Annotated in this window: 18 protein-coding genes; 9 read left to right on the top strand and 9 right to left on the bottom strand. The window is 55.2% G+C overall.

The window, feature by feature from the left end:
- Positions 1-31 precede the first annotated feature (31 nt).
- Both ACR0L3_RS08335 and purB read right to left on the bottom strand, forming a co-directional pair.
- On the bottom strand, positions 32-574 hold the full coding sequence (locus ACR0L3_RS08335; protein WP_480745232.1) for a tetratricopeptide repeat protein: 543 nt from the start codon (positions 572-574) through the stop codon (positions 32-34).
- 379 nt (positions 575-953) lie between these two features.
- A complete protein-coding gene (gene purB, locus ACR0L3_RS08330) occupies positions 954-2,258 on the bottom strand; it encodes an adenylosuccinate lyase (protein ID WP_480745231.1) in 1,305 nt (434 codons plus the stop codon).
- Between the two features lie 88 nt (positions 2,259-2,346).
- Here purB and ACR0L3_RS08325 point away from each other — a divergent pair, with 88 nt between their 5' ends.
- From ACR0L3_RS08325 to ACR0L3_RS08305, 5 genes are all read left to right on the top strand, one after another.
- Positions 2,347-2,679, top strand: a complete 333-nt coding sequence (locus ACR0L3_RS08325; protein WP_480745229.1) for a hypothetical protein — start codon at positions 2,347-2,349, stop codon at positions 2,677-2,679.
- Positions 2,676-3,098, top strand: coding sequence for a DUF6314 family protein (locus tag ACR0L3_RS08320; protein ID WP_480745227.1), 423 nt, complete (start codon positions 2,676-2,678; stop codon positions 3,096-3,098). The genes ACR0L3_RS08325 and ACR0L3_RS08320 overlap by 4 nt, the downstream gene beginning before the upstream one ends.
- Positions 3,099-3,174: 76 nt before the next feature.
- Positions 3,175-3,762: a biotin transporter BioY gene (locus tag ACR0L3_RS08315; RefSeq protein ID WP_480745225.1), complete on the top strand. Its 588-nt coding sequence runs from the start codon at positions 3,175-3,177 to the stop codon at positions 3,760-3,762.
- 138 nt (positions 3,763-3,900) lie between these two features.
- On the top strand, positions 3,901-4,461 hold the full coding sequence (locus tag ACR0L3_RS08310; RefSeq protein WP_480745223.1) for a hypothetical protein: 561 nt from the start codon (positions 3,901-3,903) through the stop codon (positions 4,459-4,461).
- Between the two features lie 184 nt (positions 4,462-4,645).
- The gene (locus ACR0L3_RS08305; RefSeq protein WP_480745221.1) at positions 4,646-4,846 is read left to right on the top strand and encodes a hypothetical protein; all 201 of its coding nucleotides are present in this window, start codon (positions 4,646-4,648) and stop codon (positions 4,844-4,846) included.
- Between the two features lie 46 nt (positions 4,847-4,892).
- Here ACR0L3_RS08305 and ACR0L3_RS08300 read toward each other — a convergent pair whose 3' ends face one another.
- Entirely contained in the window at positions 4,893-5,696 is an 804-nt protein-coding gene (locus ACR0L3_RS08300) for a glycosyl transferase (protein WP_480745220.1), read from the bottom strand.
- Positions 5,697-5,746: 50 nt separating this feature from the next.
- Positions 5,747-6,964, bottom strand: a complete 1,218-nt coding sequence (locus ACR0L3_RS08295) for a bifunctional alpha/beta hydrolase/OsmC family protein (protein ID WP_480745218.1) — start codon at positions 6,962-6,964, stop codon at positions 5,747-5,749.
- Positions 6,965-7,188: 224 nt separating this feature from the next.
- Here ACR0L3_RS08295 and ACR0L3_RS08290 point away from each other — a divergent pair, with 224 nt between their 5' ends.
- The gene (locus tag ACR0L3_RS08290; RefSeq protein WP_480745216.1) at positions 7,189-7,380 is read left to right on the top strand and encodes a hypothetical protein; all 192 of its coding nucleotides are present in this window, start codon (positions 7,189-7,191) and stop codon (positions 7,378-7,380) included.
- Between the two features lie 4 nt (positions 7,381-7,384).
- Here ACR0L3_RS08290 and dddP read toward each other — a convergent pair whose 3' ends face one another.
- Positions 7,385-8,728, bottom strand: a complete 1,344-nt coding sequence (dddP, locus tag ACR0L3_RS08285) for a dimethylsulfonioproprionate lyase DddP (protein ID WP_480745214.1) — start codon at positions 8,726-8,728, stop codon at positions 7,385-7,387.
- A gap of 123 nt (positions 8,729-8,851) precedes the next feature.
- Here dddP and ACR0L3_RS08280 point away from each other — a divergent pair, with 123 nt between their 5' ends.
- Positions 8,852-9,592, top strand: coding sequence for a heme-dependent oxidative N-demethylase family protein (locus ACR0L3_RS08280; protein WP_480745212.1), 741 nt, complete (start codon positions 8,852-8,854; stop codon positions 9,590-9,592).
- 36 nt (positions 9,593-9,628) lie between these two features.
- Here the strand turns inward: ACR0L3_RS08280 and ACR0L3_RS08275 are convergent, their stop codons facing one another.
- Positions 9,629-10,543 (bottom strand): hypothetical protein, encoded by a 915-nt coding sequence (locus ACR0L3_RS08275; RefSeq protein WP_480745210.1) that lies wholly within the window; start codon positions 10,541-10,543, stop codon positions 9,629-9,631.
- Between the two features lie 199 nt (positions 10,544-10,742).
- Positions 10,743-11,540: a lytic murein transglycosylase gene (locus tag ACR0L3_RS08270; RefSeq protein WP_480745208.1), complete on the bottom strand. Its 798-nt coding sequence runs from the start codon at positions 11,538-11,540 to the stop codon at positions 10,743-10,745.
- A 183-nt stretch (positions 11,541-11,723) separates the two neighbouring features.
- Between ACR0L3_RS08270 and ACR0L3_RS08265 the strand changes: the two genes are divergently transcribed.
- Complete coding sequence (locus ACR0L3_RS08265; RefSeq protein ID WP_480745206.1) at positions 11,724-13,085, top strand: MFS transporter; 1,362 nt, start codon at positions 11,724-11,726, stop codon at positions 13,083-13,085.
- A gap of 52 nt (positions 13,086-13,137) precedes the next feature.
- Here ACR0L3_RS08265 and glnA read toward each other — a convergent pair whose 3' ends face one another.
- Together glnA and ACR0L3_RS08255 are read right to left on the bottom strand one after the other, a co-directional pair.
- Entirely contained in the window at positions 13,138-14,544 is a 1,407-nt protein-coding gene (gene glnA / locus ACR0L3_RS08260) for a type I glutamate--ammonia ligase (protein WP_480745204.1), read from the bottom strand.
- 32 nt (positions 14,545-14,576) lie between these two features.
- Positions 14,577-14,915, bottom strand: a complete 339-nt coding sequence (locus tag ACR0L3_RS08255) for a P-II family nitrogen regulator (protein ID WP_170325301.1) — start codon at positions 14,913-14,915, stop codon at positions 14,577-14,579.
- 169 nt (positions 14,916-15,084) lie between these two features.
- On the opposite strand from ACR0L3_RS08255, the gene ACR0L3_RS08250 reads away from it, so the two are divergent.
- A complete protein-coding gene (locus tag ACR0L3_RS08250; protein ID WP_480745202.1) occupies positions 15,085-16,629 on the top strand; it encodes an NAD(P)H-hydrate dehydratase in 1,545 nt (514 codons plus the stop codon).
- Positions 16,630-16,816: the final 187 nt, after the last annotated feature.

The following is a 16,816-nucleotide window of genomic DNA, read 5'->3' as shown; positions in this document are numbered from 1 at the left end:
TAAGAAGAGTCGGGTAAAGAAAAGCTGAAGCTTAGTAACTATAGGTCAACCCGGTGCGGATTGCTTCGCGCAGGGATGCCTCGGCCCAAGTGCCCTCGCCACCACGCGCCTTGATTTCACGCCACTGCTCGATTGCCAGATCGGTCCTGCCTTCGGTGACAAACCCCTGACCCATATAGCTGCGGGCGAGGATATTGTCGGGATTAGTTTCGATGGCGTTGTTGTAGAACGTGTTAGCCAATTCAAGCTCACCCATTTTGCGGTAGGTAAAGCCCCAGTACGTCAAAACGCGGTCATCGCCTTGATCCATTATGCGCAGAATGTTCTGTGCGTTTTCCAACTGACCATCGTAAGCCAATTCGCGTACAGCGTCGTAAAGTTCATCTTGGGTGAAGTTAGTCGTGTTCGGTTTGACACAGCGCCCGGCATCTTTGTCGTAGACGCGGCCAAACAGGCATTTCTTGGTTGTATTCGTTGGCTTGGGGGCGGTGCTGCCGCCACCACCGGCTGCGTAGACGACCGGTGCAAAGGCAAATGCCTGAAGTGCAATGGCTGAAACCAATAAGAGACGCATTTTCCTACTCCATTCTCTGGGCTGCTCTGATCAAGCATAGCGCGATCTAATAAAAAGCTAACAATCGCGCTCTCGCTTTTATTCACAAGTAGGAAAGAAAAATTTCAGCTGCTGGTAATTTTTGCGCATGTGTGGGTTTCAGGGTCCCAGTAGGTTCCTTCTGCGCAAGACTGCGTTTGCTCGGTATGAGCACTGCAAGCCAGTGCGACGGACGCAGAACAGCTAAGGGCCAACGCGCAAATCAAAGTACGGATCATGGTGTTTCTCCGGTTAGGACGTGCTGCCACACCATAGCTGATTTTGCCCATCGTGGCAAAAGAACAAGGCCCGGATCGCGATCTGCGAACCGGGCCCGGGGAAGCGTTTGATCTGTCTGCGTTTATTCGCCAAATACGCGTTCAAAGATCGTGTCGACATGCTTGGTATGATAGCCAAGGTCGAACTTCTCTTCGATCTCTTCAGGGCTCAGCGCGGCGGTGACGTCGGCGTCTGCTAGCAGTTCTTCCTTGAAATCAGTGCGGTGTTCCCAAACTTTCAGTGCGTTGCGCTGTACCATGGCATAGGCATCCTCGCGGCTGACACCCGCCTGCGTCAGCGCCAGCAGAACGCGCTGGCTCATGACAAGGCCGGGGAACTTATTCATGTTCTCGATCATGTTCTCAGGGAAGATCAGCATCTTGTCGATCACGCCAGTCAGGCGGGCCAGCGCGAAGTCCAGAGTGATCGTGGCATCTGGACCAATCATCCGTTCGACCGAGGAATGCGAGATATCGCGCTCGTGCCACAGCGCCACGTTCTCCATTGCCGGGATCACGGCGGCGCGGACCATGCGTGCCAGCCCGGTCAGGTTCTCGGTCAGCACCGGGTTCTTCTTATGCGGCATGGCAGACGAGCCTTTTTGGCCCATAGAAAAGAACTCGGCCCCCTCCAGCACTTCGGTCCGCTGCATATGGCGGATTTCGATGGCGATGTTTTCGATGCTGCTGGCGATGACGCCCAGTGTCGCAAAAAACGCGGCGTGACGGTCACGCGGGATGACTTGCGTGCTGATCGGTTCGGGAACCAGACCCAACTGGTCACAAACGTGCTCCTCAACGCGCGGGTCAATATTGGCAAATGTGCCAACCGCGCCGCTGATCGCGCCAGTGGCGATTTCCGCACGGGCGTCGCGCATGCGGGACAGGTTGCGGTCCATCTCGGCATAGAAACGGGCGAAGGTCAGCCCCATCGTGGTGGGCTCGGCATGGATGCCGTGGCTGCGACCGATGCGGATGGTGTTCTTGTGCTCAATGGCGCGGCGCTTAAGGGCGGCCAGCAGACCTTCGAGATCGGCAATCAGCAGGTCAGCGGCTCGGGTCAGTTGCACGTTCAGGCAGGTGTCCAGAACGTCCGAGCTGGTCATGCCCTGATGCACGAACCGCGCCTCTTCGCTGCCGACATGCTCAGCCAGATGGGTCAGGAACGCGATGACGTCGTGCTTGGTGACAGCCTCAATCTCATCAATGCGGGCTACGTCGAATTCCACGTCCTTGGCTTTCCACACCGCCTCGGCGTTTTCACGCGGGATCACGCCCAGATCAGCCATAGCGTCGCAGGCATGGGCTTCGATCTCGTACCAGATGCGGAACTTGGTCTCGGGCGACCATATGGCAACCATATCGGGGCGGGAGTAACGTGGAATCATTGGCGGCGAGACCTTTTTGTGATTGGGATAGGGCGTTCGCGCGCGGTTTAAACCCGCGATCCCCTAGGAACAAGGCACGAGTGCAGGTATGAGACGGTTTGCCCTGATTTTGGCCCTTTGGCCCGGCTTTTTGGCCGCTGAAGAGTTTCGAACATTGAACGGGGATGAGATTTTGGCGGTCCTGACTGGCCAAAAACTCGATTACGGGGACGGCGTTTGGCAAACTTTCGACGCAGCAATGCTGACTCAATACTACGCTGGCAGCCCCAGCGCAGGACGTTGGGCAGTGCAAGAAGATCAGTACTGCTCGCTCTGGCCGCCATCAGATCTGTGGGCATGTTACGGTGTGCAGCAAAGTGGCGATGTAATCCGGTTTGTGGATGACTCGGGTGAGACCACTGACGGAACCTTCGTAGAATGACCCTGCCGCATAGTCTTTCCGACTTTGAAGGTGAATGGAGCCTGAGCCGCACCATTTACGATGCGCGGGCAGGGCAGGTTGTTCAGGCCGTAGGCCATGCGGTGCTACGCGCGGCAGAGAATGGCTTGCTCTATGATGAAGAGGTCGTATTGCGCATACCTGGGCAAGCCGAGATGAAAGGGACACGGCGATATATCTGGCGTCACGTTGGGGATCGAATTGCTGTGCATTTCGATGATGAGCGGTATTTTCACGCATTGAAGCTTGGGCTGTCGCAGTCTAGGGATCACCATGATTGCTCGCCAGACAGCTATGATGCAGTCTACGATTTTTCAGGCTGGCCCGTTTGGACCGTAAATTGGACTGTCTCGGGGCCAAGGAAAGCCTATGAAATGAAGACTGAATACAGCCCGCGATAGCGTAATCATCTTGAAGTACCGATGTGAAACGGGCATTCATGAGCCTGAATTCCCATCCGAACGTGGAGAAACGAAAATGAATACAAATGTTCTGGCAGGAGCCATTGGACCGCGCGAGGGTACCGCACTGCGCGTAAAACAGGTTGTGCTGGTCGCATTGGGCATTCTGGCGCTGGCAGTTGCTGCAAAAATCAAAGTGCCGATGTGGCCGGTTCCGATCACCATGGGCACGTTTGCGGTACTGACTATCGGCACCGCTTATGGTGCGCGTCTGGGTCTGATCACCATGCTGGGCTATCTGCTGGTTGGAGCGCTGGGCTTTGACGTCTTTGCGGGTTCTTCAGCCGAAAAATTCGGTTTGACCTATATGATGGGTGGCACCGGCGGTTATCTGGTAGGTTACCTGCTGGCCACTGTTCTGCTGGGTGCGCTGGCTGCTCGCGGCTGGGATCGCTCGGTCGGGAAACTGGCATTGGCCTTGGTCTTGGCAAACGTTCTGATCTATGTGCCAGGCCTTCTGTGGTTGGGGCAACTCTATGGTTGGGACAAGCCAATTCTGGAATGGGGCCTGACACCGTTCCTGCTGGGTGACGTAATCAAGTTGGCGCTGGCCGCGCTACTGATCCCCGGCCTTTGGAAACTGGTCGGCGACGCACGTACCTGATTTCCAATTCGAAAAGAACAGACCCGCGTCCAAAGCAACTTGGAGGCGGGTTTTTTGTTGCCGAGACAAACAGAAGCTGGACAAAATAGGTCGGTCGCGTTCAATCTGATGCCAAGGAAGTCATCAGGTTATTGAGATATGCGTATTTTTTTTGGTTCGACGATAGCGGCTTGCGCGGCTTTGTGGTTAGGCGGTGCTGCTCCGGCCGCGGCGGATACTCCGATCACTTACACAGACGCTGGGCGTGCCTTGTTTAGCTTTGCCGTGCCGGATTTCTGGGCCGTGCGTACCGGCGGACAGCGTGAGATCGAGGATACCGAACTGGGTGATCTCCGCGCGGTTGCGCGTGTCATGGCCATACGGCCAGTGACCGACGACAATGTATGGATGGGGTTTGTGTCACCAGCAGGTGTCGCCTCAATCGACGGTGGGTTTCAGTATCTTGAGGATATAGACAAGTTTCTCGTCGAAGACCCTGAAATCTCAAGTACTTCAGATACAAGAATAGGCGGAATGCCTTCGCGGGTGATACGGGGCACCGGTACGCGCGATGGGCGGGGTATCAACTTTACGGCTACTGTCGTCGATCTGCCGAACGGGCGTGTGGCCGTTATTGTGGCCATTCTGCGCAACGGTGCCGATCCGGCCTATGTGGATGACTTGAATAACGTATTCGCGTCGTTCCGGGCTTTGCAGTGAGGAGGCGGGCAGATGATTACTAGACGTATCAAACGTGCCATCCTCGCGCTGGGGCTTGGTGCTGCCAGTTTTACGTTGTCGGCCTGTGATGGTGTATCGGTCGGGCTCGGTTATGGGTACGGGTACGACCCATTTTATGACTCAATGCTTTGGAACGATTATTACAGACGTGACGTGAATGTGAATGTTGACGTCGATCGACCGCCGCGTCCGAAACCGCCCCAAGGCAAACCGCCCGCAAGGCCCAAGCCGCCAGTTGCTAAACCGCCTGCGCGCCCGCGTCCGCCGGTGGCACGCCCACCAACTGCCAGACCTCCTGCGGCAAGACCACCTATACATCGCCCATCGCCGCGACGAAGGTAACTTCAGCGGTGACCGTGGCTAGCAGTGGCACGCAGTCTTCGGTGCTTTGGAGTAAATGTTGGGTTTAGCTACGCTTCTTGATCCCAGATTTGTGCGACCCAGCGTGCGGGCCAAAAGAATTGGCGTATCGATCGGAGTTTGCTTTTTGATTTCAGGGCACGTCTGATGTGCTGGCCAGGCGGCAAGTGTGGAACTCTTGCGCTGTATTGCCCCTTGATCGCGTCAGGTGGATTCAGCGATCCGGCAAAGATTACAATACGCGTGTCCTTTGGCGGTCGCGTATTCAGAATGTAGTTCAATGGGAAATTGGGAATACATTCGATTCGGAAGTGTCGTACCCAGCCGGAAGGCCAAAATTTTACGCCTTCAGGCGCGTTCTTGGTGACGAAATGCTGTTCAAACCGGTACGTATCCGCGACGCCCTGCGGGTCCGCTGCAAAGAGCTTTTGTAGCGAAGCTAGGGCCCCAACCGGCATGCGATATACTGATGTTTGGCCCAGCCTGCTGAATGGTTTGGCGACGTTACGCGCCAAGATTACATCGTCAGGATTTCCGTATTCGAAAAAAGGATCCAGAGATCCGGTTATGGCGACATCCAGGTCCATAAAAAGGAACGGCCCGTTCAGATCGGCCAATTCCGCAGCCCATAATCTTGACTTGGGCCATTGGCCAATCGTACGAGCGGGCATAAAGCCGGGCATCTCGGGCAGATCAAAACACTCAACGCCGGGATCTATGCCTTCGAAATTGTCAGTGAAGGCCACAAAGCGGAATGGCGGGGTCGTGTTGGCGCACACCATTCGATACAGGCGGTTGATATAGGGCGCGCCATATTTCGTGCCCCAGTTTATGCACACGATTTGCTTGTCCATGTCCGTGTGGCTACCAGCCACGCGAAACAATTCTGTGACGGGTGTTCAGTTCAAGGATCGATCAGTGTTGTGGTTACGACCGAAGACCCTTCGAGCGTACGATGCACAGGGCACTTATCCGCAATCTCAAGCAGGCGCGCCCGTTGTTCCTGATCCAATGGCCCTTCAAGACGGATTTTACGTCGGAATTGGTCGATTTTTCCGTCTCCGGCCAGACCCGCATCTTGCCCGTGCACCTTGTTGTGGCAGACATCGACCGTGATACCCGTCAAAGGCCACCGTTTGCGGCGCGCGTACATTCGGATGGTCATTGACGTGCAAGCCGCCAGTCCCGAAGAAACGAATCCATAGGGCGACATGCCCTTATCGGTGCCACCGTAGGACTCGGGCTCGTCCGCTACGGCGTGATGTTTGGGGCCAGATTGAATGTCCTGCAAGAAGCCTGACGGGTCGACCTCGGTCGCGCGTACCACGCCCTCGGGCGCGCCCGGAGGCGGTGCGGGTGGGCAAAGTGTGACATAGCGCGTGACCCACGCTGCGATCACGTCCGCCGCGTAGTCAGCATCCGAGGCGCGCGAGATCAGGTGATCGGCATCGTCGAGCGTGACAAAGCTTTTGGGATGCTTGGCTGCCAGAAAGATGGTGCTGGCGTTGTCTATGCTAACAGTTTCATCAAGAGGTGCATGCAGGATCAGCAGGGCCGCCTTCAGATCGGCTACAGTTGGAAGCAAGGCGGTTTCAGAAATGTCATCGACAAAGGCTTTGCCAATGCGGAAGGGGCGGCCCCCCAGCATGACCTCGGCCGAGCCATCTTGTTCGATTTGCGGTAATGCCTCAGTAAAGTGATGGGACACGTGCCCCGGATCAGCTGGTGCACCCAGCGTGACCACGGCCTTGACGCTGGGAATGCCCGCACGGGCGCGCAAAACTGCGGCACCGCCTAACGAATGACCGATCAACAGGGCAGGGGCCATTTTTCGCCCCGCAAGATAGTGCGCGGCGGCGATCAGGTCTTCGACATTAGAGGTGAAAGTGGTGTTGGCGAACTCTCCGCCAGAATGCCCAAGGCCAGTGAAGTCAAATCTTAGAACCGCGATGCCCATCGCGGCCAAACGCGCAGCGATACGGCGGGCCGCAGGAATGTCCTTTGAGCAAGTAAAACAGTGCGCAAACAGAGCGGTCGCCAGCACCGGCCCATCCGGAAGATCAAGACGCGCAGCCAGTTGGTTGCCGTCGTGACCGGCAAAAGTAATGCGTTCAGTTGGCATGGCACTTCCTTACGTATCGGGATGCGCCCAATACTGTGTACTTCCGTCTAGCGTCTCAACCCCATTGTAGGAAGCGTCACGGGAAGGTGAGGAAATGCTGATTTATTGCGAGTTTCTTATTGTTCAATTTTGGTGATGATATGTCGTACAAATATTGGTTTTACTAATTTAATGGGAAAGCCCATCTTCCGGTTATCAAACACAGCCAGCCAAAGGAGGCTAACATGGCACATACCGCATCCGCCCCGCGTGGCGTAGTTTTTCGTCCCGACCTGTTGGTCGTTATCGCCCTTACCGGAGTGCTTGGTTTCACACTCGGTCAGAGCGTGAAGCCGACGACATCAACCTCGGTTGAAGCCGCCATTCCATCCGAAGATTGGCACGGTAATGTCCGTCGGTCCGTTTGGCCGGATTGAGGGATTATGCCTGTTCCATCAACTGCGGATCAAAAGGATAAGTTGTCAGGTTTTCATATCCATTCTCAGTGATGAGAACCTGATCCTCCAACTTGATTGAGAAGTCGCCGCCGACCTCTCCAACGGCGGCTTCTACGCATAAAACCATGCCGGGCTCGAGCGGATAGTCGTAAGAGCCCGGTACGGCCTTGTCCGGATAGGCAACCAAGGGCCATTCATCGCATAGGCCTACGCCATGCATCAGACACCCATATTTTTGTGCTTGAAACTTATCATCCAGTTTATGCGCGCTCGCGGTCAACTCAGGGATCATCACGCCGGGTTTGAGCATCTCCATATTGGTCATAATGTGCTCATGCGCGTGTTGCATGGCGTAGACCATATCGGGACGGGGTTTGTCATCCCCAATCCACCAGGTACGCGAAATGTCGATGCAGATGCCGTAGGACCCGATCAGGTCCGTGTCGAAGGCAATTATTTCGTTTTTTTGCGTGATCCTAGGCCCGCACTCCTGAAACCAAGGATTGGTCCGCTTACCCGAGGCCAGCAGGCGGGTCTCGATCCACTCTCCGCCGCGGCGGATGTTTTCGGCATGTAGAACGGCCCAGATGTCGTCCTCGGACGTCTTGCCGTCACCAACATTGGCGCGGGCAAATCTCTCCATCTCGGCCACTGCGGTTTCGCAGGAATGGTGCGCGCAGCGCATCGCCAGTATCTCGTCCGGGCCCTTTATGGCACGGGTCTTTTCGGTGACCTCTTCGCCTTCCATGATCTCGAAACCTTGAGCCTCGAGCGCACGAAGCCCGTGCAACATGATCTTGTCGACGGCGAGACGTTTGTTGCCGCCGCTGTGTTCCTCGATCAGCACCCGCACTTCGTTCGAGAATACGTCAGCCGCAACATCGACCTTGTCGCCCCGGTCGAAATAGAACAGGTCTGCGCCCGAACGCTGCTCTCGCACCAAAGGATTGAAGGTCGAGAGAAAAGGTGAGTTTTTATAGTCCCAGATCACCATGTAGCCATCAGCACAAAGAAGCACAGCGCGGAATGGGTTATGGGTGTTCCAAAGCTGCATATTGGTGCTGTCAGTAGCATATCGAATGTTCAACGGATCAAACATCAGCAGACCGCCATAGCCACGATCAGCGATGGCTTTGGTCAATCGCTTCCAGCGATACTCCCGCATCCGTGCCAGATTGGGAAGGGCGAGACCAGCCGCCTCCCACTCGGCAAAGGCAAGCTGCGTTGGGCCAATTTCGATCCGATCATTTTCATTGGGGGAACCGTCGCCCAAGGTCGCGCCTTTTGTCGGGTCGATTTTGCGGCTATCGCGGTAGTGTTGGTTCATTATTGGCCTCCCTGCCTGGTTCTGCAGCGTGGAGAATCATTTGTTTCACGTCTTTTTAGTTTGCGACTGCACGTCGGTCGCTTTTTGACCGACAACTGCACGAACAGGTGCTAGGTCCAAGCTATGACGATCCTTCAAACTTCAATCCCTTATAACCCACTTGCGCCAAGACCCTTGCCGGGTATCCAGCCAGCCAGCATGGCGGATTGGCTGCATTGTGATGAGGCATTTGCTGCCCAGTTGCTGCGGCGAACTGACCTTCTGGCTGAACGAAAAGAAGATGTTCTGGCTTTGGACCCAAGTGCTGAACAAGCCGCGCAGGAACTTTTGGATTTAGTCCTGCTGCATGCATACCCGGGGAGCTCGGATTATGTCACGCGCCCGGATGGGCAAGCGATTAAAGTTGACCGCAGCCAGCCACTCGAGACGCTATGCCAGTTGGTTCAAGAAGATTTTTGTATTTTGCAAAAGCGTGGAGACCAACATGTTCTAACCGGAGCGATCCTGTGCTTTCCCGCCAGTTGGCGTTTGTCGGAAAAGTTCATGCGCCCGTTGATCGACATTCACACCCCTGTCGCCAGTTATGACATGAACATCGCTCGTAGAGTGCAGCGTCTATTTGACGGAATTCAGCCGGGTCGACCCCTTTGGCGATTTAACACTCTTTGGTACCAGGACGCCGAACTGTTCCAGCCACGTAGTGCGAACAAACCGCGTGAAAAAAGAAATCCAGAAGCAGCACCCTACATCCGCAGCGAGCGGCAAACCTTGCTGCGGCTTTCGAATACGCAGGCCGTGGTTTTTTCAATCCATACATATGTAATCGAGGCAAAACACCTGCGCAAAATGGAAAACCCCGCCTGATGGCGGGGCCTCCAAGGAGGGTCTTCTGGTTTAGTGCTACATGCCCAATGCGTTGGCGACACCGGCGATCGCTCCGCTTGTGCTGAGAGCAGAGATTGCGACGGTGTAGGCAAGTACCTGAGTGTTAAGGCGAAAATCTTCGCCTCTAATCAGGTTCACTGCGGCGAGGGAGGCCGCAATGGGGACCGACACGCTAGCCACGGCTCCAGTCAATCCCCACGTGGAAAGTCGCAGGATATCGCTGGGTTTGTCGTGGTCGAGGGGGTGTGTGTCGTCGTCCCCATCAGTAGGCTGCTCGATTGGTTCTGTCCGGAAAGCGATGTTAAGCAATTGCTCATCAGACAGCTGGATCGGCCGGGCTGCTGGTTTCAGCGCCTCTTTTTTTGGCTCGCCCAGATAGTCCTCATCACTGGTTTTCAGCCCTGCGAATGGGCCTGAAACTGCCTCAAAGATTTGTTTTCTGTTGCGTGATTTGGAGGGTGTTAAAGTGTCAAACGCACTCATGAATTGTTCGATAGTCAAAACTGTCTTCGGTGACAGCCATTCGACGCGCTGTGTCGCGCAGATGTCGACCATCCGATAAAGGATGACCACTAACATAAGCTCTGAAATCTCAGCGTCGTCCAGCAGGGCGGAAACCGGAGAGATGTTGATCGATAACCGGTTATTTGGAACGGTGACAATAAGCCTGGGGCTGGTTTTAAGCCCTGCAGCGCGATCCAAGCGCTCGAACCGATCTTCGGAATAGGCGACTTCGGTATCCAAGGTCAGGCGCACCAAATATTGGCTGGACACGACGGTGGCTTCGGACGGGTTCAGGATATTCTTACGCTCGACCAGGTGGCCATAGTCTTCCAGCGTCGCCGCGACGATTGTGCTGAAGTGTTCGATTGAGCCCTCGGTCTCACCGTCGAACTGAAGACCACCGTGATAGCTGTGCTTCGGAGTCACTGCGCATTCCTTTGTCGCAACCTGTCTAGTTGCTCATGTTATCAACGGATATGGGACAGATTTTGGCGAAAATGGAGAAAAATGAGAAAACGCCGGGATTGATTACTCTTTGGAAACCTAGGCATTTTAGGGGCCGATTAATTTGTGTGGCAACAATGTGGCTGGATTGGGGAGTGTGCACGCAGGTTTGTGGCGAAGTTCAGCCGTCGATTCGGGCTGCCATAATCGCAATAGATTGCTGATAGACCGAGGCGGCATTCCATTGTTGGATCACTTGAAAATTTGGCTGTCCGGGTTGATAGCCACGACCCGGTTTCCACCCCTTCTGCCTCAGAAAATTGGCGGTTGAGGCCAGAGCATCAGTCATGTTGTAAAAATCGACGCGACCATCCCCCGTAGCGTCCACACCGTAGTTCAATGCATTGCCCGGCAAGAACTGTGTGTGCCCCAATTCGCCATGTTTCGCGCCTTGGGTCGCTGTCGTAATGCTGCCTTGATCGACCAGTTTCAGGGCTCCGATAGCGTGGGGAATAAAGAACTCAGACCGGCGACAATCATAGGCAAGTGTCGTGATTGCTGAAACAACTTGGCTATCGCCCATAAAATTTCCAAATCCCGTTTCCATCCCGTGGATGGCGATCAACACACCACTAGGAACACCGTATTGGCGTTCCAGCGCGGCGTAAAACTGTGGATTGCGGGCTTTGCGCTTACGTCCTTGCGCAACGATCGTGTCGGCGCCGCGCACCCGCATGAACTTGTCCAGCGAGTATTTAAAACTTTTCTGATTGCGATCTGCCGCGATAGTGCGGGTCGCGTATTGGCTTTGCGCCAGCGCTTGAAGACCCTTCTTTTTGACGCCGGAACGCTTGGCTTGTTTTGCGAAATCCTGCTTCCATGCCTCAAATCCCGCGCTTGTATTGCCGCACGTCGCAGCGAGTCCTATTGTGGCAAAGGAGATGGCTAAAACCGCAAATGAAATGACAATGACTTTCATGAACCACTCGCTTTCTTTTGTGCAATCAATGGTGCCACGATAGCTGCCTCGGAACGTGCATAGAAGGAAAATGAGGGACGAGCCCGGGAAACCGTCCTTAGCCATCGCGTGACCTCCACTTGACGCAACTTTCCAGCCGCGTGTTCAATGGATTGAAGTTCATTTTTCATAGGCGGATTTCCGATGGGCAAGGATTTGAACAGGCGCTGGTGGGTTCTTGGGGCCATGGGGGCAATTCTTGGGGTTATCTTGCTGGATGAAACCGTAGTTGGAGTAGCCCTGCCCACAATTCAAAAAGACATAGGGTTAAGCGACCTTGGGGCGCATTGGGTCGTGAACATCTATTTGTTGGTTCTCGCCGCGCTGGCCGGAGCGGCTGGGCGATTGGGCGACACGATCGGTACTCGGAACCTTGTCATCGTCGGCCTGTTGATCTTTGGCCTCGCGTCGGCTGCGGCTGGGTTTGCGAATAACGGTACGGCAATTGTCGTCGCCCGGGGCGTGCAAGGGGTTGGTGCCGCGATCATTTTCCCACTATCGCTTGTTCTGGTATCTATGTCGTTCGACGATAGTCAGCGCGGTATGGCGCTGGGCATTTATGGGGCTATAGGGACAAGTTTTCTTGCGCTGGGGCCTTTGGTGGGTGGGCTTTTGACAGACTATCTATCGTGGCGGTGGATTTTCTGGATCAACCCGCCCATCGTTCTGATCGTTGCCGCCATAACCTGGATTTTTTGGCGCGATCCACCACGTCGACCTGAACCAGGCTTTGATTGGGCGGGGCTATTCTTGTTGGTCGGAGGTCTTGTCCTGACCGTGTTCGGTATCATGGAGGGTCCAGAGCGTGGTTGGAGCAGGTTGGACGTTCTGGGGCCGTTGTTGCTTGGGATATTGATGCTGTTCGCCCTTGTTAAAACGGAACTACGCGTACAGGCACCATTGATTGCGGTGCGCCTGTTTTCGAATGGTACGTTTGCAGCTTCGAATATGATCGTTCTGCTGGCGCAGTTTGTCAAAATCGCGACCTTCGTGTTCGGAGCCATGTATTTCCAGAAAGTCTCCGGGATGTCCCCGCTGATGTCGGGTGTGGCCTTGCTGCCTGCGGTGGTGCCGCCGGTCCTGACTGCGACCTTGGCGGGAAAGGCCTCTGATACCTATGGAGCGCGCCTTCCTTCCCTTTACGGTGTTCTGGGAACGTTGATCGGTTTGATTGCGATGGCGACCGGGATGGGGATCGGCGTAAACCTGTTTCTCTATGTTGGTCTGCTGATCTCAGGGACTGCCATTTCCTTCCTTTTTGTGCCACCGCAACACGCCGTCATGATGTCGGTGCCGCCGGGTATGCAGGGGCAGGCCGGGGGGATCGTGCTCAGCAGCCAGCTTTTGGGAGGGACATTCGGGATGGCGATCTGCAGCACAGTTTATGCGGTCTCGGGTTCATTCCCCGCTGTATTCTGGGTCACCGCAGCTGTCAGCGCTGCGGTCCTGGTCTACGCTTACTTAGCGATGCAGCAGGTGGGGTCAGGCCGAGCAGAGGAAGCCTGAAACGAAAAGGGGCGCCCCAGAGGGCGCCCCAAATCTTACCACGCAACCTGACTTAGCAGCTGTAGTACATGCCGTACTCAACCGGGTGCGGGGTGTGCTCGTAGGTTTCCACCTCTTCCATCTTCAGTGCGATGTAGCCGTCGATCTGGTCTTTGGTGAACACATCGCCCTGCAGCAGGAAGTCGTGATCGGATGCCAGAGCTTCCAGAGCCTCGCGCAGCGATCCGCAAACGGTCGGGATGTCGGCCAGTTCTTCGGCAGGCAGATCGTACAGGTTCTTGTCCATGGCTTCGCCCGGATCGATCTTGTTCTTGATGCCGTCCAGACCGGCCATCAGCAACGCGGCAAACGCCAAGTATGGGTTTGCGGCCGGATCGGGGAAGCGGGCTTCGACGCGCTTGGCTTTCGGGCTTTCGGTCCATGGAATACGGACACAACCCGAACGGTTACGGGCCGAGTAGGCGCGCAGAACAGGGGCTTCGAAACCCGGGATCAGACGCTTGTAGCTGTTGGTCGATGGGTTGGTGAAGGCGTTCAATGTCTTGGCGTGCTTCAGGATGCCGCCGATGAAGTACAGCGCTTCGTCCGATAGATCGGCGTATTTGTCGCCAGCGAACAGCGGCTTGCCGTCTTTCCAAATCGACATGTTCACGTGCATGCCGGTGCCGTTGTCACCCGCGATTGGCTTCGGCATGAAAGTGGCTGATTTGCCGTAGGCGTGTGCAACGTTGTGGATGACGTACTTGTACTTCTGTAGTTCGTCGGCTTGCTTGGTCAGGCTGTCAAAGATCAGACCCAGCTCGTGCTGACAGGACGCAACCTCGTGGTGGTGCTTGTCAACCTTCATGCCCAGACGCTTCATGGTCGAGAGCATTTCGGAACGCAGGTCTTGCGCTTCGTCAACCGGGTTTACAGGGAAGTAGCCGCCCTTGACGCCCGGACGGTGGCCCATGTTGCCCATCTCGTATTCAGTGTCGGTATTCCACGACGCGTCTGTTGCATCAACTTCGTAGGATACCTTGTTGATGCTGTTTGAGAAACGGACATCGTCAAACAGGAAGAATTCAGCTTCTGGACCGAAGAAGGCAGCGTCGCCGATGCCAGAAGATTTCAGGTAGGCTTCAGCTTTTTGGGCGGTGCCACGTGGGTCACGCTCATAAGCTTCGCCAGTGTCAGGCTCAACAACCGAGCAGTGAACGCAGATTGTCTTTTCCGCGTAGAAGGGATCGACATAGGCGCTTTCGGTGTCGGGCATCAGTTTCATGTCCGATGCTTCGATCGACTTCCAGCCTGCGATGGACGAACCGTCGAACATGAAGCCTTCTTCCAAGAAGTCTTCATCAACCTGGTCGGCCATGATGGTAACGTGCTGAAGCTTGCCGCGCGGGTCGGTAAAGCGGATGTCGACGTAATCAGCGCCTTCGTCCTGGATCAGCTTAAGAACTGCGTCCTTGCTCATACTCTGTTTTCCTCTGATTAAAGTGTGTTCGATTACAGGGCTTCCGAACCGGTTTCACCGGTACGGATGCGAATGGCTTGTTCGACGGGAGAGACAAAGATCTTACCGTCGCCGATTTTGTCGGTCTTGGCAGCGGAAACGATGGCTTCGATGGCGGCATCAACCTGATCGTCGTCAAGAACCACCTCGACCTTTACCTTGGGCAGAAAGTCGACGACGTATTCCGCGCCGCGGTAAAGTTCCGTGTGGCCTTTCTGACGGCCAAACCCTTTCACCTCGATCACGCTGAGGCCTTGGACGCCCACGTCCTGCAGTGCCTCTTTAACTTCGTCCAGTTTGAACGGTTTGATGATCGCTTCGATCTTCTTCATCCCGGGCTCCCTATAACACTTGTCAGGATGGCAGTGACCACGTCTATGATCGGTCGGCAATCTGATTGCGAAATTGGCTGCGCTGTTGTGTGGAGAAATTAGGCGACAGGTGAAATTTTGATCGATGTGCACAAAAAATAATCGAAATTGAATCGCCGGGAGATTTGGGATGACGGAACTATTAACAGCTGCACAGATGGGGGCCATCGAACGGGCCGCAATGGAGTCCGGTGAAGTGACCGGGCTGGAACTGATGGAGCGTGCCGGGCGGGGTGTTGTTGAGGCGATTTTTGAAGAGTGGCCGGAATTGGCGAAATCTTCTGGTAGAACCGTGGTTTTGTGTGGTCCGGGGAATAATGGCGGCGACGGGTTTGTAGTAGCCCGACTGCTGAAGGAATGGGGGTGGGAGATTGCCGTGTTTCTATACGGTGATCCTGAGAAGCTGCCACCGGATGCGCGGGCAAACTATTTGCGATGGAGCGAATTGGGAACTGTCGGAGACCTGCGCGCTCAGGACGCGCTTTCACACGTTCAGGTGCCAGATCTGATCGTAGATGCGGTTTTTGGTACCGGGTTGGCACGTCGAATTGAAGGGAAGCTCGCTCAGGTCCTTCAGTCTTTTACCGCTTTTATCGAACGACAAGGAATTAAGGTTGTCGCAATCGACGCACCGTCCGGCCTTTGTTCGGACAGTGGTAAGTCGCTTGATGCATTCGCGGCCGCTGACCTGACGGTGGCTTTTCACCGAGCCAAGCGCGGCCACTATCTTGACTGTGGCTCTGCCCAATCGGGCCGTCTGGTTACCAAATCGATAGGACTTAGTGAAGTTTGGGACGAAAAGGCAGAAGGATCGGTTCTGGAACTGGTAGAAGGTGCGCCCAACTGTATCTCAAAAAACAGCCGGACCCAGAAATATTCCTATGGTCATGCGCTGATCCTGTCTGGTGGCGCTGCTAAGTCCGGCGCTGCCAGGTTGTCCGCGCGCGCGGCTCTGCGGGTTGGGGCAGGGTTGGTGACGCTGGGAGTGCCTCAAGATGCTCAGCTGGAAGTTGCGGCTCAGGTAACGGCAATAATGTTGCAACAGATTGAGGGGGCAAGCGATCTCACAGCAGCGCTGTTGGATGAGCGGCTAAACGCATTGTGTCTTGGCCCTGGAATGGGTGTTGAACGCGCGAGAGAGATGGTCCCGGCCGCTTTGGAGATGCAACGCGCTTTAGTTTTGGACGCAGATGCGCTGACAGCGTTCGCGGATGATCCTTCATACCTTTTTGCGCGACTGCATGAGAATTGTGTTCTGACACCGCACGGCGGCGAGTTTGCCAGATTATTCCCTGAAATCGCTGAGAAACTATCGGAAACCCCGAGTAAGGGGCCGGCCTATTCCAAAGTGGATGCCGCGCAAGAGGCCGCCCGTACAGCGGGATGCGTAATCCTGTTTAAAGGACCAGACACGGTGATCGCAACGCCGGACGGACGATGCTCGATCAACTCTGCTCAGTATGATCGTGCGGCACCTTGGCTGGCGACAGCTGGATCGGGAGACGTTTTGGCTGGCTTCATAACCGGACTGTTGGCACGAGGACTTCAACCGTTGCAGGCTGCGGAAACGGCGGCGTGGTTGCATGTGGAATGCGCGCGCTCATTCGGTCCGGGCTTGATCGCCGAGGATTTGCCTGAGCAATTGCCTAAAGTTTTTAAACAATTGAATATTTGATTTTATGGGCGGGATATGGCCGATCAGCATCCGCATCGGCGGCAAATAGCCGACCGGAATGACGCAAGGTCAAAGCGAGTGTTTGCCAGATGCATGACTGATCGCCAGAGTCTTCTTTGCAAGGTTGGGGCGACTGCGGCTCGACCGCAGGCAATATGTTGATTAACATAGGAATTATCACTGATTG

The organism is Ruegeria sp. CK1, from assembly GCF_056536545.1.
The sequence above is the reverse complement of the archived record's forward strand: the minus strand, read 5'-3'. Positions and strand labels throughout refer to the sequence as shown.